We start from the raw sequence: 21834 nt of genomic DNA on the forward strand, positions 1-21834 counted from the left end.
ACCCCGCCACCTGCTGCCCCCCGAACCGCAGCGCGCAGTGCCCGCAGTGCGCACCGCAACGACGACGTCGAGCCCCGGACCGTACGGCCCCGCCACGGTCCGGGGCTCGGTGTCGTACGGGGTCCGCTCCACCGGCCCCCGTTCCGCCCGTCCCGGCTCTTCGGGGCGGACGCCTCCGGCGCGCGGGGCGACGCGCGGCGGAGAACGTCCGCCGCGCGCCTAACGCCTCTCCGGCTCCACGGGGATGTCGAGGATCACCCTGGTACCGCCGCCGGGAGCCGGCACCATGTCGAAGGTGCCGCCCAACTCCCCCTCCACCAGCGTCCGTACGATCTGAAGCCCCAGGTTCCCCGCCGTGCGGGCGTCGAAGCCCTCGGGCAGACCGCGCCCGTCGTCCTGCACGGTGACCAACAGCCGCCCCTCCTCGCGGCGCGCTCCCGCGCTCCGGACGGCGGCGACCTCGACCAGGCCCTTCTCCCCCGGCCTGAACCCGTGCTCCAGGGCGTTCTGCAGCACCTCGGTGAGCACCATGGACAGCGGAGTGGCCACCTCCGCGGCCAGCACGCCGAAGCGGCCCGTACGGCGCCCGGTGACCAGGCCCGGGGAGATCTCGGCGACCATCGCCAGCACCCGGTCGGCGATCTCGTCGAACTCCACGCGCTCGTCCAGGGTCTGCGAGAGGGTCTCGTGGACGATGGCGATCGAACCGACCCTGCGAACGGCCTCCTCCAGTGCCTCCCGCGCGGTGCCGCCGCTGTCCGCGCCGATGCGCCGGGCCTGGAGCCGCAGGAGGGCGGCGACGGTCTGGAGGTTGTTCTTCACCCGGTGGTGGATCTCCCGGATGGTGGCGTCCTTGGTGATCAACTCCCTCTCCCTGCGGCGGAGTTCGGTGACGTCGCGCAGCAGGATGAGCGAACCGATCCGCACGCCCTTCGGTTTGAGCGGGATGGCCCGGAGCTGGACCACGCAGCCGTTGCCCTCGATCTCGGTCTCGCGCGGCGCCCAGCCGCTGGCGAGCTTGACCAGGGACTCGTCCGTCGGGCCGCGGGAGGGCGCCAGTTCGGCGGTGGCCTGCCCCAGGTGCAGCCCGACCAGATCGGCGGCCAGGCCCAGCCGGTGGTAGGCGGAGAGCGCGTTGGGGCTGGCGTACTGGACGACGCCCTCGGCGTCGAGGCGGATCAGTCCGTCGCCGACCCGCGGGGAGGCGTCCATGTCGACCTGCTGGTCGGGAAAGGGAAACGATCCTGCGGCGATCATCTGCGCGAGGTCGGAGGCGCTCTGCAGGTAGGTCAGTTCCAGGCGGCTCGGCGTCCGCACGGTCAGCAGGTTCGTGTTGCGGGCGACGACCCCGAGGACGCGCCCCTCGCGGCGCACGGGGATGGACTCGACCCGCACCGGCACCTCCTCGCGCCACTCCGGGTCGCCCTCGCGCACGATCCGTCCCTCGTCCAGGGCGACGTCCAGCAACGGGCGGCGCCCGCGCGGCACGAAGTGGCCGACCATGTCGTTCTGGTAGGAGGTGGGGCCGGTGTTGGGGCGCATCTGCGCGACGGAGACGTAACGCGTCCCGTCCCGGGTGGGAACCCACAGCACCAGATCGGCGAAGGAGAGGTCGGACAGCAGCTGCCACTCGGAGACCAGCAGGTGCAGCCACTCCAGGTCGGAGTCGCCGAGGGCGGTGTGCTGGCGTACGAGGTCGTTCATGGAGGGCACGGTGTGAGCCTAACCGGCAACCGATCGAGTCGGACGTCTGTCCATACGCGCGGGTGTGCGCAAGAATTGACGACAGCCGTTCCGACCCGGCCGGTGTTGTGTTCAAGGCGTGGACACGAGCCATTGGTCCGGTCCAGAATGGCCGTGGACTTCTGCCCTCCCCGCACAGGAGGGTGGAACGAGGCCGGGCGCTTTCTGCCCTGACTGCGCCGGGTCTCCGATCGCTCCGGGCTGCGGTGCCGGACGGGTTGAGGGTCCCGTCCCGGCGCCGCGGCCCGTGGGTGTTCTCGGGGGTTTCCCCTACGCCCCCGGCCAGGCCCGCATCGCCGCGTCGGCCACCGCCTCCAGCTCCCCGCGTCCCGCGCCGTCGCGCGCCTGCTGGGACATGCCCTGGAGCACGGCCGCGGTGAACCGGGCGAGCGCGGAGACGTCGGTGTCCTCCGGCAGTTCTCCGGCCGCGACGCCGGCCCGTATGCGGGAGGCGAAGGCGCGGACGTTCTCCTCGCGCATCGCCCGCAGGGCCTCGGCCACCTCGGCGGAGGCGGGCGCGGCGTTGACGGCGGCGTTGATCACCAGACAGCCGGGCGGGCGCCCCGGCTCGGTGTACTCCACGGCGGCCTCGCGCAGGACGCGCCCGACGGCGCCCCGGGCCGTGGGCTCCTCGGCGAGGGCGCGCCCGATGAAGCCGCCGTACCGGTGGACGTAGACCTCCACGACCTCCTCGAACAGCGTCTTCTTGTCGCCGAAGGCCGCGTACAGGCTGGGTGCGGCGATGCCCATGGCCCGGGTGAGGTCGGCGATCGAGGTCGTCTCGTAGCCGTGCTCCCAGAAGGTGCGCAGGGCCTTCTCCAGAGCCGTGTCGCGGTCGAAGGAGCGGGGTCGTCCGCGCTGCCTGGTCGCCATGCCACCGATTCTATAGCGCTCGCTCAAGAAAGCGTGCTACGGTATTTCTGTATCGACCGCTAAACAAAGAAGGGGGATCCCCATGCCTGCACTCGTGGAGGGCGTGAAGAGCGCGGAGGGCTCCGGGCTCACGGGCAGGACGGCCCTGGTCACCGGCGGCAGCAGGGGCATCGGGCGGGCCGTGGCCGAGCGGCTGGGCAGGGACGGCGCCCGCGTCGGGGTGCACTACGGCCGCGACGAGACGGCGGCGAAGGAGACGGTGGCCGCCATCGAGGCCGCCGGCGGCTCGGCCTTCGCCATCCGGGCGGAGCTGGGGGTGCCGGGTGACGCGGAAGCCCTGTGGGAGGCCTTCGACCGGGAGGCCGACGGGCTGGACATCCTGGTCAACAACGCCGGGATCACCGGACGGCGCGAGCCGCTGTCCGGGGTGACGCCGGAGGACTTCGACCGGGTCTTCGCCGTCAACGCCAAGGCGCCGTTCTTCGTCACCCGACTCGCCCTGGAACGGCTGCGGGACGGCGGGCGGATCGTCAACATCTCCACGGGGCTGACGCACGGCGCGGCGGAACCGAGCCTGATCGCCTACTCGATGACCAAGGGCGCTCTCGACGTCTTCACCCTGACCCTGGCCAAGGAGCTCGGGCCGCGCGGCATCACGGTCAACGCCGTGGCGCCGGGCGTGGTGGACACCGACATGAACGCGGACTGGCTGCGCGGAGACGAGGAGGTGCTGCGGCGGACCGCGGCGCAGAGCCCCCTGGGCCGGGTCGGCGAACCGCGGGACATAGCCGACGTGGTGGCCTTCCTCGCCTCCGACGACAGCCGCTGGGTGACGGGGCAGTGGCTGGACGCGACGGGCGGCGCGCTGCTGTAGCCGCCCGATGCGCCCGGGCCCCGTTTCGGGGGCGGGGCCCGGGGTCCTCGCGCGGTTCAGCGGGTCTCGGTGACCTTGGCCAGGGCGCGGGGTGCGTCCGGGTCCTGGCCGCGAGCGATGGTCACCTCGTAGGCCAGCATCTGCAACGGCAGGATCTCCAGGATGGGCTGGAGCTCCTCGGGCACGTCCCCGGTCGGCAGGACGAAGCCGGCGGAGGCGTCGGCCACCTGCCGCTCGGGGCCGATGACGACGAGGTCGGCGCCGCGGTCCTTCAGCCGGTCGAGGACGGGTTGCAGCGCCCTGCCTCCCCTGCCGTCGGTGACGATGGCGATCACCGGGGAGACGTTGTCGACCATCGCCAGCGGGCCGTGCAGCAGGTCGGCGCCGGAGTAGGACAGCGCCGGGATGTAGCTGGTCTCCATCAGCTTCAGCGCCGCCTCCTTGGCGGTCGGATAGCCGTAGCCGCGGGAGGTGATGACCATGCGTTCGGCGAAGCGGTAGCGGGCCGCGAGCCGCCGAACCTCGTCCTGGCGCGCCAGGATCGCCTCGGCCAGGTCGGGCAGCGCCTTGGCCGCGTCGGCCCCGTCGCCGCCGCGCAGTCCGTCGACCAGGAGGTACAGCGACAGCAGTTCGGCCGTGTAGGTCTTGGTCGCCGGGAGGGCCTTCTCGGGGCCGGCCAGGATGTCGATGTGGAACTCGGCGACCTCGGCCAGCGGCGAGCCGGGGTTGTTGGTCACCGCCAGGGTGACGGCTCCGGCCTCGCGGGCGGCCCGGGTGGAGGCGACCAGGTCCGGCGAGCCGCCGGACTGGCTGACGGCGATGACGAGGCAGTCGGTGAGGTCCTGCCGGGCCTCGTAGGCGGTGGTGGTGGACATGGAGGTGAGGCCGCAGGGCTTGCCCAGCAGGATCTCCAACAGGTACTTCGCGTAGAGGGCGGCGTTGTCGGAGGTGCCGCGGGCCGTGAGCAGCACGAAGCGCGGGGCGCGCGCCGCGATGCGTTCGGCGACCTCGCGGATCCTCGGCGCGCCCTCGCCGAGGATCCGCCGCAGTACGGCGGGCTGTTCGGCCATCTCGCCGGCCATGATCCGGCCCGGCCGCTCGCCGTGCGGTGCAGTGGTGGCGGACATGCTGGGGGCCTCCCGTTGTCTGTGGTGCCTACGGTCCACGAAGGTTCAGCCGTCGGTCGCCCGGCCGGCGATGACCTCCGCGGCGGCCCGTCCGCAGACGCGGGCGGCGCCGTGGGTCGCGATGTGGAGTGCTCCGGACGGCGGTGCCTGGGGCAGGCCCATCTCGACCACGACCGTGTCCGGCCGGGCGACGAGCAGGGCGTGCAGAGCGTCGGCCATCCAGGGATGCCGGTGGACGTCGCGCACCACCGCGACGATCCTACGGTCCGCGGCCTCGCCGAGCACCCGCTCGACCAGCGCGGCCGTTCCCGCCGCCTCGGCCTGTTCACGGCTCCAGGAGCCGGTCGCGGTGTCGGGGTAGAACCCCTCCAGTTCGGCGGCGAGCCCCCAGGGGGTCTCGTCACCGACGGCGATGTTGGCGACGGGGGCGAAGGCGGCGACGTACGGCGACTCGTCCGGGGGCGTGTAGCCCTCCGCTCCGGTGATCCTCAGGGCGCGACGGGCGGCGGCCAGCCCGATCTCGGGGGCGGGCGGGACGGCCCCCGCGCCGCGGGCGGACGCCTCCGCGGTCCAGCGGGCGAGAGCGCGGACCCGGTCCGCGGCGTCGGCGAGCCGCTCCTCGGGCAGTTCTCCGTCCACCACGGCCTTCACCAGCGCGTCACGCAGGCGCAGCACGGTGTCCTCGTCGGCCAGTCCCCCGCCGACGCAGATGGCGTCGGCGCCCGCGGCGATGGCCAACACGCTGCCGCGTTCGATGCCGTAGGTCGCCGCGACGGCCCGCATCTCCATGCCGTCGGTGACGATCAGCCCCTGGAAGCCGAGTCCACCCTCGCTCTCGGGCGCGCGCAGCAGGCCGGTCAGGACGGCCGGGCTGAGCGTGCCCGGGAACGCCGGGTCGAGAGCGGGCAGCAGGATGTGAGCGCTCATCACGCACTTGCTGCCCGCGGCGATCGCCGCCCGGAACGGGACGAGTTCGCGCTCGGCGAGCGTGGCGAGGTCGACGTCGATGCGGGGAAGGGCGTGGTGGGAGTCGACCGCCGTGTCCCCGTGGCCGGGGAAGTGCTTGGTGCACGCGGCGACCCCGGCGGACTGCAGCCCCTCGACCCAGGCGGCGGTGTGCCGGGCCACCAGGTCCGGCGCGTCGCCGAAGGAGCGGACGCCGATGACGGGGTTGTCGGGGTTGGAGTTGACGTCGGCCGAGGGCGCCCAGTCGAGGTTGACCCCGCACTCGGCCAGTCGGCGCCCCAGCTCGCGGGCGACGGCGCGGGTCAGGTCGGTGTCGTCGACCGCGCCGAGGGCGAGGTTCCCGGGGAAGGACGACCCCGCCCGGGCCTCCAGCCGGGTGACGTCGCCGCCCTCCTCGTCGACGGCCACCAGTACCTCGGGGTGGGCCCCGCGCAGCTGGGCGGTGAGCGCAGCCAGCTGCGCGGGAGACGTGATGTTGCGGCCGAACAGGCCCACGGAGACGAGTCCTTCGCCCAGCCGGCGCAGCAGCCAGTCGGGCGCGGTGGTGCCGATGAAGCCCGGTTGCAGGACGGCGAGGGCGTTGCGGGTCAGCGTGTCGGTGGCGCCGGTGAGAGTCGTCATGGGCTGTGCGCTATCCCTTCACTGCGCCGGAGGTCAGGCCGCCGACGGCGCGTCGTTGGAGAACGAGGAACAGAAACAGCACGGGGACGGCGAACAGGGACGAGGCGGCCATCGTGGCGCCCCAGTCGTTGCCGAAGGCGGACTGGAACTGGGTCAGCCACAGGGGGAGGGTGTACGCCTCGGACTCCTTGTTGAGGACCAGCACCATGGCGAACTCGTTCCAGGCGGTGATGAACCCGAAGAGCGACGTGGACATCAGCCCGGGGGCGAGCAGCGGGAAGACGACCCGGAAGAAGCTCTGGGCGCGGCTGCACCCGTCGATCATCGCGGCCTCCTCCAGCTCCTGGGGAACCGCGGCGATGAATCCCCGCAGCGTCCAGATGGTGAAGGGAAGGACCATCACGAAGTAGACGAGCGTCAGGAAGCCGATGCTGTTGAGCGCCTGGGCGTCCCGCGCGATCAGGTACATCACGATGACCATGACCTCCCAGGGGGCCAGTTGGGCCATCATCACCGCGAGCACCAGGCCCTTGCGGCCCCTGAACCTCATGCGCACGATCGCGAAGCCGGCGGCGAGCGCGACGAGCAGGGCGAGCAGCACCGCGCCGAGGGTGACGATGAGGCTGTTGCGGACGTACGTCCAGAACATGTCCACGCCGGTGGCGGTGCCGTAGTGCTCGACGGTGGGGGTGAACAGGAAGCTGGGGGTCTCGGTGAGGACCTCGGACGCCGGTTTGAAGGACGTCGACAGCATCCAGTAGACGGGGAAGACGAAGAAGGCCGCCAGCACGAGCGCCACGGCGTTCAGCGAGCCGCCGCGCAGGCCCTTCCTCCGCCGGGCGCGCTTGGCCCCTCCGTCGGACGGGGGCCGCTGCCGGGAGTCCGCCGGAGGCGCACCGACCGGGCCGGCCAGGGTGGTGTTGCTCACTGCTCCTCCTCCTGCTTGAGGATCAGGCGGAAGTAGAAGGACATGGCGACCAGCAGGATCAGGATGGTCAGCACGGAGGCGGCCGCGGCGATGCCGAAGTTCATCTGGGCCATGCCCTCGATGTAGGCGAAGACCGGCAGGGTCTCGGAGCCCCGGTCGGGTCCGCCGTTGTTGAGGGCGACGATCTGGGCGAACGCCTTGAACACCCAGATGATCTCCAGGAAGGTGGTGATCAGGAAGAAGGGCTTCAGCATCGGGAAGACAACCGAGCGGAAGATCCTCCCATGGGAGGCCCCGTCCACCCGGGCGGCCTCGTACAGCTCGCCGCTGATGGTGGTCAGGCCCGCGTACAGGTTGAGGGCGACGAACGGCACCGACGCCCAGACGATCATCAGGGTGACGATGGCCAGCGTCGAGAACCCGGTCTCGAACCAGTTGTGCTGCTCGTAGCCGGAGAAGCCGAGGGTGCGCATCGCCCAGTTCACGACGCCGAACTGGGTGTCGAACAGCCAGCGGAAGACGGTGGCGGACGCGACGACGGGCATGGCCCAGGCCATGACCAGGGCCAGGGAGAGCACGAGCCGCATCTTCTTGCCGAGGGCGTTGAGCAGCAGCCCGACCAGCGTGCCGAACCCCATGATCAACACCACGTTGACCGCCATGAAGACGAAGGTCCGGAGGACGACGGTCCAGAACGCGTCGTCCCCCAGCAGCTCCGCGTAGTTGTCGAACCCCGTCCACACGGTGGCCCGGGAGATCATCTCGATGCGGCCGAGCCGCTGGAAGGAGAGCACCAGGTTCCGGACCAGCGGGTAGCCCAGGAGCACCAGCAGGGAGACGGCCGCCGGGGCGATCAGCGCGTACGGCAGCCATCCCGACGACCGCGGCCGTCCGCCGCGCTCCTCCCGTCCGGCGCTCTTCGGCGCCGGGTCGCCGGGCGGCAGGACGCCGTCGGCTTCTCCTGTGTCCCGGGTGGCGTCCTCCGCCGGCTTTCCGGCCGCGGGGGCCACTCCCCTGACGTGCACGGTCATGTCCAACTTCCTCGCGGTCACGGGCATGCGGCCCCACCGGATCGACTTCCTGCCTGAGGGGCGGGGGCACCCCGTCGGTCGGACCGCGTGGTGCCCCCGGGCGGCGTCAGCTCTTGTTGATCCGCTCGCTGATCACCTTGTCGGCTTCCTCGCCGGCCTTGGTCGGGTCCGTCCCCTTGAGCACCTTGGTCATGTACTCCTTGATCGGGTTGGGCTCGGTCTCGACGTTGGCCCAGCCGGGGGTGACGGGGGTGATGTTGCCGACTCCCGACGCCTTGACCATGGCCTCGGCGAAGGAGCCGGACTCGGGCCGCACCTGCGCGGCCTCGGTGTTGGGCAGCAGGCCGCCCGCGGTGGCCTCGGCGTACTTCTTCATCCACTTCTCCGAGGTGGCCGCCTTCAGCCACTCCTGGGCCAGCTCCTTGTCGGTGGAGCGCTCGGCGACGGCGAGGTTCGAGCCGCCGAAGAAGACGCTGCCCGGCTTCTCGGAGGTCTTGCCCGGGATCGGGAAGTAGCCGAAGTCGGCCTCGCCGCCGGCCTTCTCGATGGCCTCGACGGCGCCGGCGGCCTCCCAGCCCAGACCGATCCAGGAGGCGACGTCGCCCTTGGGCACCACGTCGGTGGACTGCTGCGGCGTCGCCTCGTCCGTGTCCTTGGGGGCCTTGGAGAAGGACTGGAGCTTCTTGTAGAAGGAGATCGCCTTCTCGGCCTCCGGCGTGGCGAGCGCGCCCTTCCACTGGTCGCCGTCCTCGACCGCGAAGTCGCCGCCCTCGTCCCACAGGAACCCGGCGAAGACGTACCAGCTCTGGCCGGGCAGGTAGATCGGCTGGACGTCCTTGTCGGACTTGCGGATCTTCTCCAGGCCCTCGATCCACTCCTGGCGGTTGGTCGGCGGCTCGACCCCGACCTTCTCGTAGATCTTCTTGTCGTAGATCACCACGCGGTTGGCCGCGTACCAGGGGGCGGCGTAGAGCTTCCCGTCGAGCTCGGCGGACGGGAGCATGCCCTTGTTCCAGTTGTCGTAGTTGAGGTCGGCCTTGATGTCGGTCAGGTCGGCGAGGCCGCCGGTGACCGCGTAGCCGGCGGTCTGGGTGTTGCCCAGCTCGATGACGTCCGGCGGGGCGTCCTCGGAGAGCGCGGTGGTGATCCTCTCCTGGATCCCGTTCCACTGCTGTTCCTCGATCTCGACCGTGACGCCCTCGTGCGCGGCCTCGAACTCCTTGTTGAGTTCCTCGACCCACTCCTTGGGAGCCGACCCGTCCATGACCCAGACGGTCAACTTCTTGTCGCCGTCGGCCGTCCCGCCGTCTCCGGACCCACAGGCCACGAGACCGGCCATCATCGCCGCGACGCCGATCGCCGCCATGCCCTTGCGCTTCACGTCCCCTCCTCCGGGATGCCAGGAATCCCCCCGCCCACCGCCCGAGACCTCCGCCCGAGATCTCCGCTCCCGCCGGATGTTCCGCGCCGGCTGCGCCGTGCCGTGCGGGCACCGGTGATCGAGGCGGCATTCGACGAGTACTGCCCGTGTGGTCGGGTCGTAATGGTGTAGACCAGTGCCCGCAGCTTGGCCTAGACCTTTTTCGCTGTCAACGGTGTATAAAGCTCGCGGCCGCATCCGTTACCGGACCGACATCTGAGCCGGGACGCCACCGGAGGCAAGGGCCGTGCCACGATGTGAGCCGCTATGTACGGAGGAAGCCGGTGACTGCACGACACGAGTCGGGAAGGCATGCGATGGAGACCGACGGGGGCGCGGGAGCACGGTCCGCGGGGGACGCCGCGGCCGGCAACGGCACGGCCGGGCGCACCGCGCGCGTGCCCAAGTACTACCGCCTCAAGCGCCACCTGCTGGAGATGACCGAGACGATGCCCCCCGGCACACCGGTCCCCCCGGAGCGCACGCTCGCCAGCGAGTTCGACACCTCGCGCACGACCGTGCGCCAGGCACTCCAGGAACTGGTCGTCGAGGGCCGGCTGGAACGCATCCAGGGCAAGGGCACCTTCGTGGCCAAGCCCAAGGTCTCCCAGGCCCTCCAGCTCACCTCGTACACCGAGGACATGCGCGCCCAGGGCCTGGAGCCCACCTCCCAGCTGCTGGACATCGGCTACGTCACCGCCGACGACCGGCTCGCCGAGCTGCTGGACATCCCCACCGGAGGCCGCGTCCTGCGCATCGAGCGGCTGCGGCTGGCCAGCGGCGAGCCGATGGCCATCGAGACCACGCACCTGTCGCAGAAGCGCTTCCCCGCGCTGCGTCGCAGCCTGGTGAAGTACACCTCCCTCTACACGGCCCTGGCCGAGGTGTACGACGTCCACCTCGCCGAGGCCGAGGAGACCATCGAGACCTCCCTGGCCACCCCGCGCGAGGCGGGCCTGCTCGGCACGGACGTCGGCCTGCCGATGCTGATGCTCTCCCGGCACTCGCGCGACACGAGCGGCGAGCCGGTGGAGTGGGTGCGCTCGGTCTACCGCGGCGACCGCTACAAGTTCGTCGCCCGTCTCCAGCGCCCCGGTCGCGGGCGGTGACCGGCTCCCGTCCGGCGGAGCCGCCGGGCGGAAGAGCGCGCGGAGGAAGTGCGCGGAAACCGGGGAGGGTTCGGGGAGTCTCCGGAGAGAAGGCCCCGGCGCGAAGAAACACCGGATCCATGTGTGAACGACTAGTGACGTGGGCCGGACGGCTGACCTAGATTTCGTCGTCGCACAACGGTGATCGCTTCAGGACGGAGCCGCAGCCATGTCCGCACCCCCGGAAACCCCGACGACCCATCCGGTCGTCACACCCACCCGCGTGGTGGTCGCCCTCTGCCTGTTCGCGCCCTTCGTCGCGATGCTGTGGGTCGGCTCGTACGCCGAGGTCGAACCGACGCTCGCCGGACTGCCCTTCTTCTACTGGTACCAGATGCTCTGGGTGCCCGTCTCCGCCGGGCTGACGGCCATCGCCTACGTGCTGGTGCGCCGCGAACAGGCCGCACGCCGCGCCGCGGCGGGACAGCCGGCGGGGGGTGAGGAACGGTGAAGGACGGCGTCAACATCGTCGCGCTGATCGTCTTCGTCTTCTTCTTCGCCCTGGTGACGGTGATGGGCTTCATGGCGGCCCGCTGGCGCCGGGCGGCCGACGCCGAGAACCTCGACGAGTGGGGTCTGGGCGGACGGAGCTTCGGCACCTGGGTCACCTGGTTCCTGCTCGGCGGCGACCTCTACACCGCCTACACCTTCGTCGCGGTCCCCGCGGCGATCTACGCGGCGGGGGCGGCGGGCTTCTTCGCGGTGCCGTACACCATCCTCATCTACCCGCTGATCTTCACCTTCCTGCCCCGCCTGTGGTCGGTCTCGCACCGCCACGGCTATGTGACGCCCTCGGACTTCGTGCGCGGGCGGTTCGGCTCGAAGGGCCTGTCGCTGGCCGTCGCCGTGACCGGCATCCTCGCCACGATGCCCTACATCGCGCTCCAACTCGTCGGCATCCAGGCGGTGCTGGACGTGATGGGCGTCGGCGGAGGCGAGGCGACGCACTGGTTCATCAAGGACCTGCCGATCCTGATCGCCTTCGGTGTGCTGGCCGCGTACACCTACTCGTCCGGCCTGCGCGCCCCCGCGCTGATCGCGTTCGTCAAGGACACCCTGATCTACCTGGTCATCGCGGTCGCGATCATCTACATCCCGATCAAGCTCGGCGGCTTCGACGAGATCTTCGCCAGTGCCGAGACGAAGTTCACCGAGGCCGGGAACGGCGCGATCGTCCCGGGCGAGGGCGCTCAATGGGGTTACGCCACCCTGGCGCTGGGCTCGGCGCTGGCGCTGTTCATGTACCCGCACTCGATCACGGCGACGCTCTCCAGCAGCAGCCGCGAGGTCATCCGCCGCAACACCACCATCCTGCCGCTGTACTCCCTGATGCTCGGTCTGCTGGGGCTGCTCGGCTTCATGGCGATCGCGGCCGGGGTGAAGGTGGAGAACGGCCAGCTCGCCATCCCCCAGCTCTTCGAGAACATGTTCCCCGACTGGTTCGCCGGGGTGGCCTTCGCGGCCATCGGCATCGGCGCCCTGGTCCCGGCGGCCATCATGTCGATCGCGGCGGCCAACCTGTTCACCAGGAACATCTACAAGGACTTCCTCAAGCCGGACGCCACCCCGGCGGAGGAGACCCGGGTCTCCAAGATCACCTCGCTGCTGGTGAAGGTCGGCGCGCTGGTCTTCGTCCTGGGCATGGACAAGACCGTGGCGATCAACTTCCAGCTCCTGGGCGGCATCTGGATCCTGCAGACCTTCCCGGCGATCGTGGGCGGCCTGTTCACCCGCTGGTTCCACCGCTGGGCGCTGCTCGCCGGTTGGGCCGTCGGCATGGTCTACGGCACGGTGACGGCGTACAACACCTCCAGCCCCACCCAGAAGCACTTCGCCAGCAGCTCGGACACCATCCCGCTCATCGGCGAGATCGGTTACATCGGTCTGACCGCCTTCGTGCTGAACGTGCTGGTGACGGTGGTGATGACCGTCGTCCTGCGGGCGGTGAAGGCCCCCGAGGGCATCGACCAGACCGTCCAGGGGGACTACACGGCGGACGTGGGGGACCCCGGCGTCCAGCAGGAGCTGCCCCCGCCCACGGTGGACGCCCGGCACTGAGCCCGTCCTCCCCCTCTTCCATCCCGGCGCNNNNCCGATGGGCTCGCGGCGGCGGGGCGCCGCGTGACGGCGACCGTGGACATCGCCGTCGAGGAGGGCGATCCGTACCTCGCCGTGCCGCGCGGCGCGCGGGCCCGGGCGGGACCGGCATCCGGTCCCGGGCTCTCCGCCCTGTCGCCCTCCGTCCCGGCACTGGTCTGATCCTGTGGCCGTCCGCGGGGCGCGTTCCCCGCGCGTTCCCGCGGGTTCCCGCACGTTCCCGCGGGTTTTCCGCACCGCCGCGCGTCGGTCCGCGCCGTCGGGGAACCCGTGCCCCGTCCAGGTCCGAGCGCGTCCCCCGGGACGCGGAACCGGAGGGAGGACGGATGGCCGGCACCCCGCAGTCCCACGGCGAGCCCCTCACCCGTACCGGCGCCCGCGTCCGGAGGCTGTTCCGCCGCGACCGGTTCGTCACCGCGCTGACCGCCCTGGTGGCCGTGTGGGTTCCGGTCTCCGCCCGGGTGCTGGGAGAGTCCTCCTCCGGGCCCTCCTTCGCCGACGCCGCCGCCGCGCGGTGGAACGCGTGGCTGGTGGGCGCCGTGGTCCTCCTCGCCGCCCTGCTGCGCTGGTTCCGGCCGCTGGGGCGCCCCTGGGCGTCCGTCGTGATCGTGCCGGCGGGCGTCTGGTTGGCGGCCGCCACCTTCGTCCTGGACCGCGGGGAGGCCCACGCGGACGTCCTCCGGCTCTCCGACCTGGCCGCCGGGATCGTGCTCGCCCTCTTGGGGCTGCGGAGCCTGATGCTGTACCGGCGGGCCGCCCGCACGACCCGCGCCATGCGCGGTTGACGTGCGCGGTTGACGTACGCGGCCGAGGCGCGAAACGGGCGGGCGCGCCCCCGAGCCCCACATGGAGCCCGGGGACGCGCCCGCCGAGGAGACGGCCGGGTCAGCAGCCGCCGCAGTTGTAGTAGGTCACGTCCCAGTGGTTGCTCTCGCGGAAGTAGATGTTCCCCGAGCCCGACTGGTACTTGCTGCCGCCGATGTAGGTGAAGCGGCTGGTGATGTAGTTGTTGAGGCAGGTGGAGAGGCTGTAGTCGAGCTTGTAGCCGTTCCAGTGGCTGTAGGTGCCGCTGGCGTGGCCGGTCTCCGTGCCGCCCGTGATGTTGAGCGCGCAGCCGCTGGCGCTCTTGAGGGTCTCCGCCCCCTGCACCGTCGCCAGGTTGATCTGCTCGAACGAGGTGCAGGTGGGGTTGTTGCGGTCGGAGCAGCCTCCGCTGGAGGACCAGGTGATGCCCGCCGCCCGGAAGCGGCTGGTCGCCTGGGAGTGCGTCAGCTTGGTCACCAGGGCCGCGGCGGGGGCCTGGACGGAGGTCCCGGCCCGGGTGGCCGCCGGAGCCGCCGTCGTGGCCTGGGCCGTTCCCGGCATCGCGAGCAGCGCCAGGGAGAGCGCCGGCACGCCGATCGCCGCGCGCCACAGGGACGTCTTCATGGGGGGCTTCATGGAGGGCCTTTCCATGGCGGAAGGGGTGTGGGGGTGGTGAGGGGCCACGGGGCTCAGATGCCGCAGGTCGGGGCCGACCAGTAGCGGCTGGAGCGGTGGTCGACGTGGGTGTGGTCGTTGTGGCCGGGGTAGCCCGGGCCGAGGATGCCGTTGAAGCCGTGGTTGCGGGCCTGCTGTGCCAGCTTGCACAGGGTGTGCGAGCCGGCGCCCAGGTCGACGCCGTCACCGTAGAGGTGGCGGCTGTTGGAGGCCCCGCCCACCGCCTCGTTGCAGGCATAGGAGCGGAAACCGCTGGTCACGCGGATCGGCGCGTCGCCCAGGGCGTGCCGCATGGCCTCCAGCTTCCACATGGAGATCAGGGCGTTGCGCTTGGCCGTCGCCGCGCTCACCGCCCCGCCGCTCCAGGTGGTGTTGCACTGGTTGAGCTCGCTGTAGGAGAAGTGGGCCGGGGTGCAGTCCGCGTCCTGGAGGGCGTAGATCTTGCTGAAGGTCTGCGGGCCGGCGACGCCGTCGGCGGTCAGGCCGTAGGCGGCCTGGAAACGCTTGACGGCGGCGGCGGTGGCGGGCCCGTAGCTGCCGTCGAGGGCGAGCACGCTGCCGTAGCCGGGGTAGCCGGAGACGCGGATCTGGAGTTCGGTGACGTCCGAGCCGGACATGCCCTGGGAGAGGGTGCGGTTCCAGGTGTAGCACTCGTCGGCGTGGGCGGTGCCGGCGGTGGTGACCGTGCCGACCAATGCTGCTGCCGCGACCATGACAATACTGAGGACAAGACGGATGGTGCCTCTGAGCATGGTGCCTCCGTAAGGGAAAGCGGGGGGTCGCGTGAGAGAGTGGCGGAGGCGGTCTACTCGCGTCAACACCTTCCGGAAATGCCAATGGGCGGGCCACTGAAAGGCCCGCCCGTCGGCGTTTCCACCGGCCGCTCCGGAGTCCGGACGGCCGGGCGCCCGGCTCAGTCGTTGGGCACCGTCTCGTAGCGCGGCGTGCCCTCGGCCATCTGCCTCAGGACGTCCTTGCGCTCGCGCTTGGAAAGCCGGTCGATGTACAGCCGGCCGTAGAGGTGGTCCGTCTCGTGCTGGAGGCAGCGGGCGAAGTAGCCGGTGCCCCGCACCTTGATCGGCTTGCCCTGGGCGTCCTGCCCGCGCACGACGGCGTAGTCGGGGCGCGCGAGCGGGGCGTACGCCCCCGGAACCGACAGGCAGCCCTCGTTGGAGTCGTCCAACACCCGCCGCTCGGCGGGCAGTTCCTCCAGCACCGGGTTGCAGACGACGCCGACGTGCCGCACCCCCTCGTCGTCCTGGCAGTCGTAGACGAAGACCTTCAGATCGACACCGATCTGGTTGGCCGCCAGACCGACGCCCTCCGCCGCGCGCTGGCTGGCGAACATGTCGTCGATCAGCTTCGCCAGCTCGTCGTCGAACTCGGTGACGTCCTTGCACTCCCGGTGCAGCACCGGGTTGCCGACGACGGTGATCGGACGGGCCGTGCCACGCTCGCGGTGGGCCCGCTCGCGCTCCTCGCAGTCCTCCGTGTCGACGATGAATCCCTCGTCGTCCACCCGCTGACCGGTCTCGTGCTCCGCCATCTTCGCCGTATGCCTTCCTGGGTGCTTCACCACAACCCGTACAGAGTACGGGCACCCGGGCACCCCGCGCCCCGTCGGTCTCAGCAGACCTCTTCCAGATCGCGCCACTCGCGGGTGTCCGGGCTGTCGGCGACCCAGCCGTCCAGCAGTCCGCGCACCAGCCCCGCCGGAGCCGCCAGACCGCACTCGCGCTCGGGCACCCACAGCTCCCCGGAGGTCATGTGCCCCAGCGGCCCCGGATGCCCGGGCACGCTGTGGTCGTGCGGATCGTGCCGGGGCGCTCCCTCGACCTCGTCGCTGGGCATCCGGCTCTCCGAACAGGAACGGCACAGCAGCCGCACCGAGGACGACCAGTCCTCGGCCGCGTAGCCCGCCTCCGCCGCCAGTCGCTCCAGCGCGTCCCGGTCGGCCTCGGTCGCCGCCTCCAGCAGCACCACCCAGGTCGGCACCGGGGAGGGCGCCCACAGTTCTATCTCGTCGAAGACCGGATAGGTGTGCCCCGAGGCCGTGGTCCGCTCGCCGTGCGGCACGCCGTCGTGCAGCACCACCTCGCCCCAGCGGCGCCCGGAGGAGGGCAGGGGGATGTTCTGCACCTCGATGCGGGCCGGGTCCAGTCGCCGCCCCCACACCACCTCGGCCTCGCCCTCGGGCGACAGGCGCACGGCGGCGCTGCCCAGCTCCATGCCGGTCGGCGGGCCCGTACGGCCGTCGTCGTCGGGGGCGGTGCCGGGCGCGGCCGTGTCCGGCACCCGCAGCCCGTACGCCTGCCAGGCGCGCCGGGCCAGCGGCCAGTCCTGCAGGGCCGTGGCGGCGATGCCCACGTTCCACCAGTCCGGCGCCCCGGTGGCCCGGTCCAGGAGGGCGACCGCGCGGAGCCCCGCCGTGCGCGCCTGTTCCCAGTCGTGCCGGAACTTGTGCAGCAGGGCGAGGTTGAACCAGGACTCCGACAGCCACGGCTCCAGATCGGCGGCACGGGTCAGCAGCTCGCCGGCGTCCTCGTAGCGCCCGTCGTCGATGAGCGTGAACGCGCGGTCGGTGGCCAGCCGCCAGTCGGCGGAGGGCCGGTGCCGTGCCTTTCCGAAGATCCTCACGATGTTCCCGCCTGACTCCCGCCTGCTGCTCCCGACCGCTCCTGCGGCCGTTCCGTCGCGGTCCCCGCCGCGGTGTGTCCACCGCGATCTTCTCCCTGCCGCGGTTCCCGGTTCGCATCCAACCATGCCCACCCCGGTGCGCGCTCATTACCCATCGGTCATGGGGCTTTGGGCCGATTCGGAGCGGGAAGCGGCCCTCCGCGCGAGGACGCGGGAGAGCGCCTCGACCACCCGCGGGTCGTGGTCGCGCGCCGGCGCCCCGCAGCCGCTCCGGCGCCGCCGGGGCCGGTTCCGCCGTCTGGGCGTGCCCGGGGCCGTCGGCTCCTCGCAGGCGTTGGCGGTGCGGACGATCCGGGCGGTGACCGGCTGCTCACGGTAGGGGCCGGCCTGCCGCTCCACGGCCGCGGCGACCTCCTCGGGCACCTCCGTCCGGCGCACGACCGCCGCGCCCAGCCGGGCGATCCCGCGCCGCTCGGCGGGTTCCAGCGGTTCGGTGGCACCGCCCTCGATCGGCTCCCGCGGGGAGAGCCGGCCGATGTCGTGGAGGAGGGCGGCGTACTCCAGCAGGGTGAGGTCGGGCTCCGGCAGCCCGTCTCGCGTCCGCACGCCCGGCTGAGCGCCGTCACCCGGTGGGCGTGCCCGGGCGGGGTGTACCCGGCGAACTCGGTGGCGCGGGCGAGCACGGCGGTCGGCGCGGCGTCGTGCACCAGGTGGGGAGACAGGTGCGGACCGTCCGGCCGCGCCGGACGGTCCGTGGCCGGCGGCGTTCGGCGGCGATCAGGACGCCGCACTCCAGGGCCGCCGGCACGGCCCCGTAGGCGGCGCACGGCCACGGGGGTCGCCGTCCGCGCCCGACGAGCGCGCCGGGCACGGGCGACAGGGCGGCGGACGGTGGCGGCGACGAGCGTCACACAGTGGAACGCGCCGCTGTCCGGGCGTGACGGGCGCTCCCCGCGTCGTGGCCGGTGGGAGCCGAGCGGATTAATACGTTCGGGTGATGCGGGACGGGCGGGGACGCCGGGTCGGGCGCGGCGGCGTCAGGGGGTCGGGACGTCGGGGCGCCGGGAAAGGGGCGTCAGGAGAGGCTTTTGCCGGTGTCGCCCTGTGCCTGGACGGGAGAGGCCGCCGGGCTCGCGGCGGGGTCCACCACGGGCTGCTCCGGCACGGCCTGGCCGGCGCGGATCAGCTCGATGCGGCCCATCACCTTGGAGCGGAGGTCGGTCGGTACGTCGTCGTGGCCGCAGCACCGTTTCACCAGCTTCTTCACGGCCTGCTCCAGACCGTACTTCTCCAGGCACGGGGAGCACTCCTCGAAGTGCTGCTCGAACTTCGAGCGGTCCCCGTCGGGCATCTCGCGGTCCAGGTATTCGTAGAGATGGTCCAGGACCTCAGAGCAGTCCGTCTCGTGCGGCTCTCCGCAACTCATGAGCCCGAGCCTTTCCGGTCGTGCGACTCGTCGGGCGCGGCGGCGCCGTTCGCGCCCGCCGGGACCAGTCCGCGCTCGCGGGCGTAGCCCTCCAGCAAGTCGCGCAGCTGACGGCGACCGCGGTGCAGACGGGACATCACCGTGCCGATGGGTGTCCCCATGATGTCCGCGATCTCCTTGTACGCAAACCCCTCGACGTCCGCGAGGTAGACCGCTATCCGGAACTCCTCCGGGATGGCCTGGAGGGCCTCCTTCACGTCCGAGTCCGGCAGGTGGTCCAGCGCCTGGGCCTCGGCCGAGCGCAGTCCGGTCGACATGTGGGACTCGGCACGGGCGAGCTGCCAGTCCTCGATCTCCTCGGCGGCGCTGCGCTGGGGCTCACGCTGCTTCTTGCGGTACGAGTTGATGAAGGTGTTGGTCAGAATGCGGTACAGCCACGCCTTGAGGTTGGTGCCCTCGCGGAACTGGTGGAAGGACGCGTATGCCTTGGCGTAGGTCTCCTGCACCAGATCCTCCGCGTCGGCGGGGTTGCGCGTCATGCGCAGCGCCGCGGAGTACATCTGGTCCAGGAAGGCCAGGGCGTCCCGTTCGAAGCGCGCGTTCCGTTCCGCCTCGGTCTCCACGGGCTCCTGGTGCGCGGCGTCGTCGGTCCCGGTGACCGGACCCACCTCCTCCGATGCGGCTGCTGCGGACCCAACGGCGGACCCACTCGAATCGGAGAATAGACGACGTTCCATCTCCCGCGCCGCTCCGAAGGGGTCCTCCCCGACGAGTCCCGCGAGCTTCACCGTCGCCCAGTCCGTCTCCGCCGCGGTCGTCGGTGTACCCACGGGACGGGACGGGCATGCGATCGAACCCATGGTGGGTGGACTCCCTCTCCTCGCGCGTGCGTGGCCTGTACGTGTCCTGCTCAGACACCAACGCACCCGCTCCGGAAGTCATTCCCGCTCCAGCCACTTCCGCACGGAACCGGTGATCACGGCGAGCGCGGCCTCCTGGGCGCCCGGTCCCGCTCCCCTCTTCGGCACGGCGAAGCCGTGGTCGCCCCCGGGCACCTCGACGACCTCCGTGCCCTCGGGGAACTCGTCGGGCCGTCCGAAGGGGTCCCGTCCGCCCTGGACGACCAGGGTCCGCACCCCGGCCCCGAGCAGCTCGTCGGCCCGGGACCGCTCCGGCCTGCCCGGGGGGTGGAGGGGGAAGGCCAGGGCGAGCACGGCGTGCGCCCCGAGTTCGCCCGCGGTCCGGCAGGCCACGCGCGCCCCGGCGCTGCGCCCGCCGGAGACGACCGGCGGCCCCTCCCGGGCGAGGACGGGCCACACCGCCCGCCATCCCGCGTCGAGGGTGCCGGGAGCGGGCGCCACCTTCTTCCCCGCCACCCGCCAGGGCTGCTCCACCAGGGCGACGGAGATCCCGTGCCCGGGCAGCGCCCCGGCCAGGGCCCGCAGATCGCGTGCCTCGACGCCGCCTCCGGCACCGTGGCCGAGCGCCAGGACCAGGCGCGGGCGCTCCGCGCGGTGCCACAGGACGCGCGCCGGCCCGGCCGGGGTGTCCACCGTCTCGGCCGCCGACGCCGTCGGGGCCGTGCCGTCGTCGTCGATCACGGTCTCAGAACAGCGTCCCGGTCTCGGGGCCGTCGAGCTCGGTCAGCAGCTCGGGGCCGTTGTTGCGCACGTTGCTGACCCCGCTGCCGACCGGGTAGGCCCGCAGGGCGCCGGCGGGCGGCGGAACCAGCAGTTCGCGCACCTCGTCGGCGTCGGTGCGGGCGGGGTCCAGCCACGCGTCCCAGCGGTCGGGGGTGAGCACGAGCGGCATCCGCGGGTGGATCTCGGCGAGCGACCGCGGGCCCTCGTCGCCGGCCTTCGCGTCGGCGCCCGCGAACGGCTCGGTCTCCGCCTCGGTGGTGATCACCGAGCAGGTCACCCACCACGCGTCGGGGTGGTCGTCGGGCAGCGTCCTGTCCCGCCAGAACTCGTAGAGCCCGGCCAGCGCCATCACCGAGCCGTCGGCCGGCGTCACGAAGTACGGCTGCTTGCGCGGCCGCTTCCGCTTGCCCTTCTCCTCCTCCTGCCGCTCGTCCCGGCCGGTGACCCACTCGTAGTAGCCGTCGGCGGGCAGCAGGCACCGCCGCGCGGTGAACGCGCGGCGGTAGGAGGGCTTCTCGTGCACCGTCTCGGCCCGCGCGTTGAACATCTTGGCGGCCGTGTCCGGGGACTTCGCCCAGGAGGGCACCAGTCCCCAGCGCAGCACCCTGAGCTGCCGCACCGGCCGCGGGTCGTCGCCGTCCTTCAGGGGCCGGTCGAGGACCGCGTACACCCGTTTGGTCGGGGCCACGTTCCAGTCGGGGGCCAGGGTCTCGGCCGGATCCCACCGCTCCACGCCGAACAGCCCGACCAGTTCCTCTGCTCCGCGGCTCGCCGCAAACCGTCCGCACATGTCTGCCACCCTGCCACGTCCCGCCGACGGACGGCACGGTGGGCGCCCCGTCCGGTCCCGTCCCGGACCGGACGGGGCCGGACGCGGGACCGCACCGGGCCTCCGGGACGGCGAGCCGGCCGTGACAGACTGCGGGACACCGCCGCGGCGGGACCGGGGAGGCGCGGGGACGGACGACAGGGGACGGGCGACAGGAGAGGGGGCCGTTCGGCACATGGGAGCGGACAGCATCGCCGAGGTGTGGGACCGCGTCGTCGGGACGCAGCCCGATCCGCCCACGGCGGTCGTCGTGGGCACCGGTCTGGTGGCCCTGGCCGTGGTCGCGGCGCGCGGGCCGTGGCGGGTGGCGCGGAACGCGGTGACCATCGCCCACGAGGGAGGGCACGGGCTCGTCGCCCTGCTGACCGGGCGGCGGCTGGAGGGCATACGCCTGCACTCGGACACCTCCGGCCTGACGGTCTCCCGGGGGAGGCCGACCGGGATCGGGATGGTCCTGACGTCCGCCGCCGGGTACACCGCGCCGTCGCTGCTCGGGCTGGCCGGGGCGTGGCTGCTGGCCGACGGGCGGGTCACCGCGCTGCTGTGGGGGGCCACGGCGCTGCTCCTGGCGGTGCTGGTGATGGTGCGCAACGCCTACGGGTTCCTCTCCGTCGTCGTCACCGGCGGCGTGTTCTTCCTGGTGTCGTGGTTCGCCGGGGCGGAGGTGCAGGCGGCGTTCGCGTACGGGGTGGTCTGGTTCCTGCTGCTGGGCGGGGTGCGGCCCGTCTTCGAACTCCAGGGCAAGCGGCGCCGGGGCGAGGCGCCGGACTCCGACGCCGACCAGCTCGCGCGGCTGACGAACGCGCCCGCGGCGCTGTGGCTGCTGCTCTTCCACGCCGTCACGCTGTGCTCGTTGACCGGCGGCGGACGGTGGCTGCTCGGGCTCTGAGGCCGGCGGGGCGCCGCGGCGCCCGTGCGACCGCCCGTGCGGCCGGTGTCCCGCCCCGCCGCGTCCATCGGCGTTCGCGCACGATTCCCGTCCCGTCCGAGCC

The 21834-nt window shown here is 72.2% G+C and carries 23 protein-coding genes; 7 read left to right on the top strand and 16 right to left on the bottom strand.

The annotated features are described in order from the left end of the window. Positions 1-219: 219 nt before the first annotated feature. Together ABD335_RS28655 and ABD335_RS28660 are read right to left on the bottom strand one after the other, a co-directional pair. Entirely contained in the window at positions 220-1704 is a 1485-nt protein-coding gene (locus ABD335_RS28655) for a histidine kinase N-terminal domain-containing protein (protein WP_344328711.1), read from the bottom strand. Between the two features lie 309 nt (positions 1705-2013). Then, complete coding sequence (locus tag ABD335_RS28660) at positions 2014-2616, bottom strand: TetR/AcrR family transcriptional regulator (protein ID WP_344328712.1); 603 nt, start codon at positions 2614-2616, stop codon at positions 2014-2016. Between the two features lie 82 nt (positions 2617-2698). Between ABD335_RS28660 and ABD335_RS28665 the strand changes: the two genes are divergently transcribed. Continuing rightward, entirely contained in the window at positions 2699-3490 is a 792-nt protein-coding gene (locus tag ABD335_RS28665; protein ID WP_344328714.1) for a glucose 1-dehydrogenase, read from the top strand. A gap of 56 nt (positions 3491-3546) precedes the next feature. On the opposite strand, the gene ABD335_RS28670 is transcribed toward ABD335_RS28665, so the two are convergent. The 5 genes from ABD335_RS28670 to ABD335_RS28690 all read right to left on the bottom strand — a co-directional run bounded on the left by ABD335_RS28670 (position 3547) and on the right by ABD335_RS28690 (position 9544). Then, positions 3547-4617 carry an SIS domain-containing protein gene (locus ABD335_RS28670; protein ID WP_344328715.1) on the bottom strand — a complete coding sequence of 357 codons (1071 nt, stop codon included), beginning with the start codon at positions 4615-4617 and terminating at the stop codon, positions 3547-3549. Between the two features lie 45 nt (positions 4618-4662). After that, positions 4663-6204, bottom strand: a complete 1542-nt coding sequence (locus ABD335_RS28675; protein WP_344328716.1) for a glycoside hydrolase family 3 protein — start codon at positions 6202-6204, stop codon at positions 4663-4665. A 10-nt stretch (positions 6205-6214) separates the two neighbouring features. Further along, positions 6215-7027, bottom strand: a complete 813-nt coding sequence (locus ABD335_RS28680; protein WP_344328944.1) for a carbohydrate ABC transporter permease — start codon at positions 7025-7027, stop codon at positions 6215-6217. A 101-nt stretch (positions 7028-7128) separates the two neighbouring features. Further along, the gene (locus tag ABD335_RS28685; RefSeq protein ID WP_344328717.1) at positions 7129-8163 is read right to left on the bottom strand and encodes a carbohydrate ABC transporter permease; all 1035 of its coding nucleotides are present in this window, start codon (positions 8161-8163) and stop codon (positions 7129-7131) included. A 106-nt stretch (positions 8164-8269) separates the two neighbouring features. After that, positions 8270-9544 (bottom strand): extracellular solute-binding protein, encoded by a 1275-nt coding sequence (locus ABD335_RS28690; RefSeq protein ID WP_344328720.1) that lies wholly within the window; start codon positions 9542-9544, stop codon positions 8270-8272. Positions 9545-9900: 356 nt separating this feature from the next. Here ABD335_RS28690 and ABD335_RS28695 point away from each other — a divergent pair, with 356 nt between their 5' ends. From ABD335_RS28695 to ABD335_RS28715, 5 genes are all read left to right on the top strand, one after another. Next, positions 9901-10692, top strand: coding sequence for a GntR family transcriptional regulator (locus ABD335_RS28695; RefSeq protein WP_344328721.1), 792 nt, complete (start codon positions 9901-9903; stop codon positions 10690-10692). Positions 10693-10900: 208 nt separating this feature from the next. Further along, complete coding sequence (locus ABD335_RS28700; RefSeq protein ID WP_344328722.1) at positions 10901-11182, top strand: DUF3311 domain-containing protein; 282 nt, start codon at positions 10901-10903, stop codon at positions 11180-11182. After that, positions 11179-12789, top strand: a complete 1611-nt coding sequence (gene mctP / locus ABD335_RS28705) for a monocarboxylate uptake permease MctP (protein WP_344328724.1) — start codon at positions 11179-11181, stop codon at positions 12787-12789. The genes ABD335_RS28700 and mctP overlap by 4 nt, the downstream gene beginning before the upstream one ends. A 63-nt stretch (positions 12790-12852) precedes the next feature. Then, positions 12853-12990, top strand: a complete 138-nt coding sequence (locus ABD335_RS28710; protein WP_344328726.1) for a hypothetical protein — start codon at positions 12853-12855, stop codon at positions 12988-12990. 164 nt (positions 12991-13154) lie between these two features. Next, entirely contained in the window at positions 13155-13613 is a 459-nt protein-coding gene (locus ABD335_RS28715) for an SPW repeat domain-containing protein (protein WP_344328728.1), read from the top strand. A gap of 100 nt (positions 13614-13713) precedes the next feature. Here ABD335_RS28715 and ABD335_RS28720 read toward each other — a convergent pair whose 3' ends face one another. The 9 genes from ABD335_RS28720 to ABD335_RS28760 form a co-directional block, all read right to left on the bottom strand. Further along, positions 13714-14193: a hypothetical protein gene (locus ABD335_RS28720; RefSeq protein ID WP_425583780.1), complete on the bottom strand. Its 480-nt coding sequence runs from the start codon at positions 14191-14193 to the stop codon at positions 13714-13716. 128 nt (positions 14194-14321) lie between these two features. Further along, positions 14322-15059: a D-Ala-D-Ala carboxypeptidase family metallohydrolase gene (locus tag ABD335_RS28725; RefSeq protein WP_344328730.1), complete on the bottom strand. Its 738-nt coding sequence runs from the start codon at positions 15057-15059 to the stop codon at positions 14322-14324. A 161-nt stretch (positions 15060-15220) separates the two neighbouring features. Then, entirely contained in the window at positions 15221-15853 is a 633-nt protein-coding gene (gene def, locus ABD335_RS28730) for a peptide deformylase (RefSeq protein WP_344328731.1), read from the bottom strand. An 80-nt stretch (positions 15854-15933) separates the two neighbouring features. After that, positions 15934-16944, bottom strand: coding sequence for a tetratricopeptide repeat protein (locus tag ABD335_RS28735; protein WP_344328733.1), 1011 nt, complete (start codon positions 16942-16944; stop codon positions 15934-15936). Between the two features lie 147 nt (positions 16945-17091). Beyond that, positions 17092-17550, bottom strand: coding sequence for an HD domain-containing protein (locus ABD335_RS28740; protein ID WP_344328734.1), 459 nt, complete (start codon positions 17548-17550; stop codon positions 17092-17094). 469 nt (positions 17551-18019) lie between these two features. Next, the gene (rsrA, locus tag ABD335_RS28745; protein WP_344328736.1) at positions 18020-18370 is read right to left on the bottom strand and encodes a mycothiol system anti-sigma-R factor; all 351 of its coding nucleotides are present in this window, start codon (positions 18368-18370) and stop codon (positions 18020-18022) included. Continuing rightward, entirely contained in the window at positions 18367-19038 is a 672-nt protein-coding gene (locus tag ABD335_RS28750) for a sigma-70 family RNA polymerase sigma factor (RefSeq protein ID WP_425583771.1), read from the bottom strand. The genes rsrA and ABD335_RS28750 overlap by 4 nt, the downstream gene beginning before the upstream one ends. Before the next feature lie 270 nt (positions 19039-19308). Next, on the bottom strand, positions 19309-19971 hold the full coding sequence (locus ABD335_RS28755; protein WP_344328741.1) for an alpha/beta hydrolase family protein: 663 nt from the start codon (positions 19969-19971) through the stop codon (positions 19309-19311). A gap of 4 nt (positions 19972-19975) precedes the next feature. Further along, on the bottom strand, positions 19976-20803 hold the full coding sequence (locus ABD335_RS28760; RefSeq protein ID WP_344328742.1) for an SOS response-associated peptidase: 828 nt from the start codon (positions 20801-20803) through the stop codon (positions 19976-19978). A 214-nt stretch (positions 20804-21017) separates the two neighbouring features. On the opposite strand from ABD335_RS28760, the gene ABD335_RS28765 reads away from it, so the two are divergent. After that, positions 21018-21731 carry a M50 family metallopeptidase gene (locus tag ABD335_RS28765; protein ID WP_344328744.1) on the top strand — a complete coding sequence of 238 codons (714 nt, stop codon included), beginning with the start codon at positions 21018-21020 and terminating at the stop codon, positions 21729-21731. Positions 21732-21834: the final 103 nt, after the last annotated feature.

The sequence above is a fragment of the Streptomyces macrosporus genome (genome assembly GCF_039533145.1).
Lineage (GTDB): Bacteria > Actinomycetota > Actinomycetes > Streptomycetales > Streptomycetaceae > Streptomyces > Streptomyces macrosporus.

Excerpts from the sequence above, each read along its gene's own strand:
- ABD335_RS28725 (WP_344328730.1), bottom strand. The coding sequence starts at position 15,059 with ATGCTCAGAGGCACCATCCGTCTTGTCCTCAGTATTGTCATGGTCGCG.
- ABD335_RS28675 (WP_344328716.1), bottom strand. The coding sequence starts at position 6,204 with ATGACGACTCTCACCGGCGCCACCGACACGCTGACCCGCAACGCCCTC.
- def (WP_344328731.1), bottom strand. The coding sequence starts at position 15,853 with ATGGCGGAGCACGAGACCGGTCAGCGGGTGGACGACGAGGGATTCATC.
- ABD335_RS28715 (WP_344328728.1), top strand. The coding sequence starts at position 13,155 with ATGGCCGGCACCCCGCAGTCCCACGGCGAGCCCCTCACCCGTACCGGC.
- ABD335_RS28660 (WP_344328712.1), bottom strand. The coding sequence starts at position 2,616 with ATGGCGACCAGGCAGCGCGGACGACCCCGCTCCTTCGACCGCGACACG.
- ABD335_RS28655 (WP_344328711.1), bottom strand. The coding sequence starts at position 1,704 with ATGAACGACCTCGTACGCCAGCACACCGCCCTCGGCGACTCCGACCTG.
- ABD335_RS28765 (WP_344328744.1), top strand. The coding sequence starts at position 21,018 with ATGGGAGCGGACAGCATCGCCGAGGTGTGGGACCGCGTCGTCGGGACG.
- ABD335_RS28700 (WP_344328722.1), top strand. The coding sequence starts at position 10,901 with ATGTCCGCACCCCCGGAAACCCCGACGACCCATCCGGTCGTCACACCC.
- ABD335_RS28665 (WP_344328714.1), top strand. The coding sequence starts at position 2,699 with ATGCCTGCACTCGTGGAGGGCGTGAAGAGCGCGGAGGGCTCCGGGCTC.
- rsrA (WP_344328736.1), bottom strand. The coding sequence starts at position 18,370 with ATGAGTTGCGGAGAGCCGCACGAGACGGACTGCTCTGAGGTCCTGGAC.
- ABD335_RS28685 (WP_344328717.1), bottom strand. The coding sequence starts at position 8,163 with ATGACCGTGCACGTCAGGGGAGTGGCCCCCGCGGCCGGAAAGCCGGCG.
- ABD335_RS28695 (WP_344328721.1), top strand. The coding sequence starts at position 9,901 with ATGGAGACCGACGGGGGCGCGGGAGCACGGTCCGCGGGGGACGCCGCG.
- ABD335_RS28760 (WP_344328742.1), bottom strand. The coding sequence starts at position 20,803 with ATGTGCGGACGGTTTGCGGCGAGCCGCGGAGCAGAGGAACTGGTCGGG.
- ABD335_RS28670 (WP_344328715.1), bottom strand. The coding sequence starts at position 4,617 with ATGTCCGCCACCACTGCACCGCACGGCGAGCGGCCGGGCCGGATCATG.
- ABD335_RS28720 (WP_425583780.1), bottom strand. The coding sequence starts at position 14,193 with ATGCCGGGAACGGCCCAGGCCACGACGGCGGCTCCGGCGGCCACCCGG.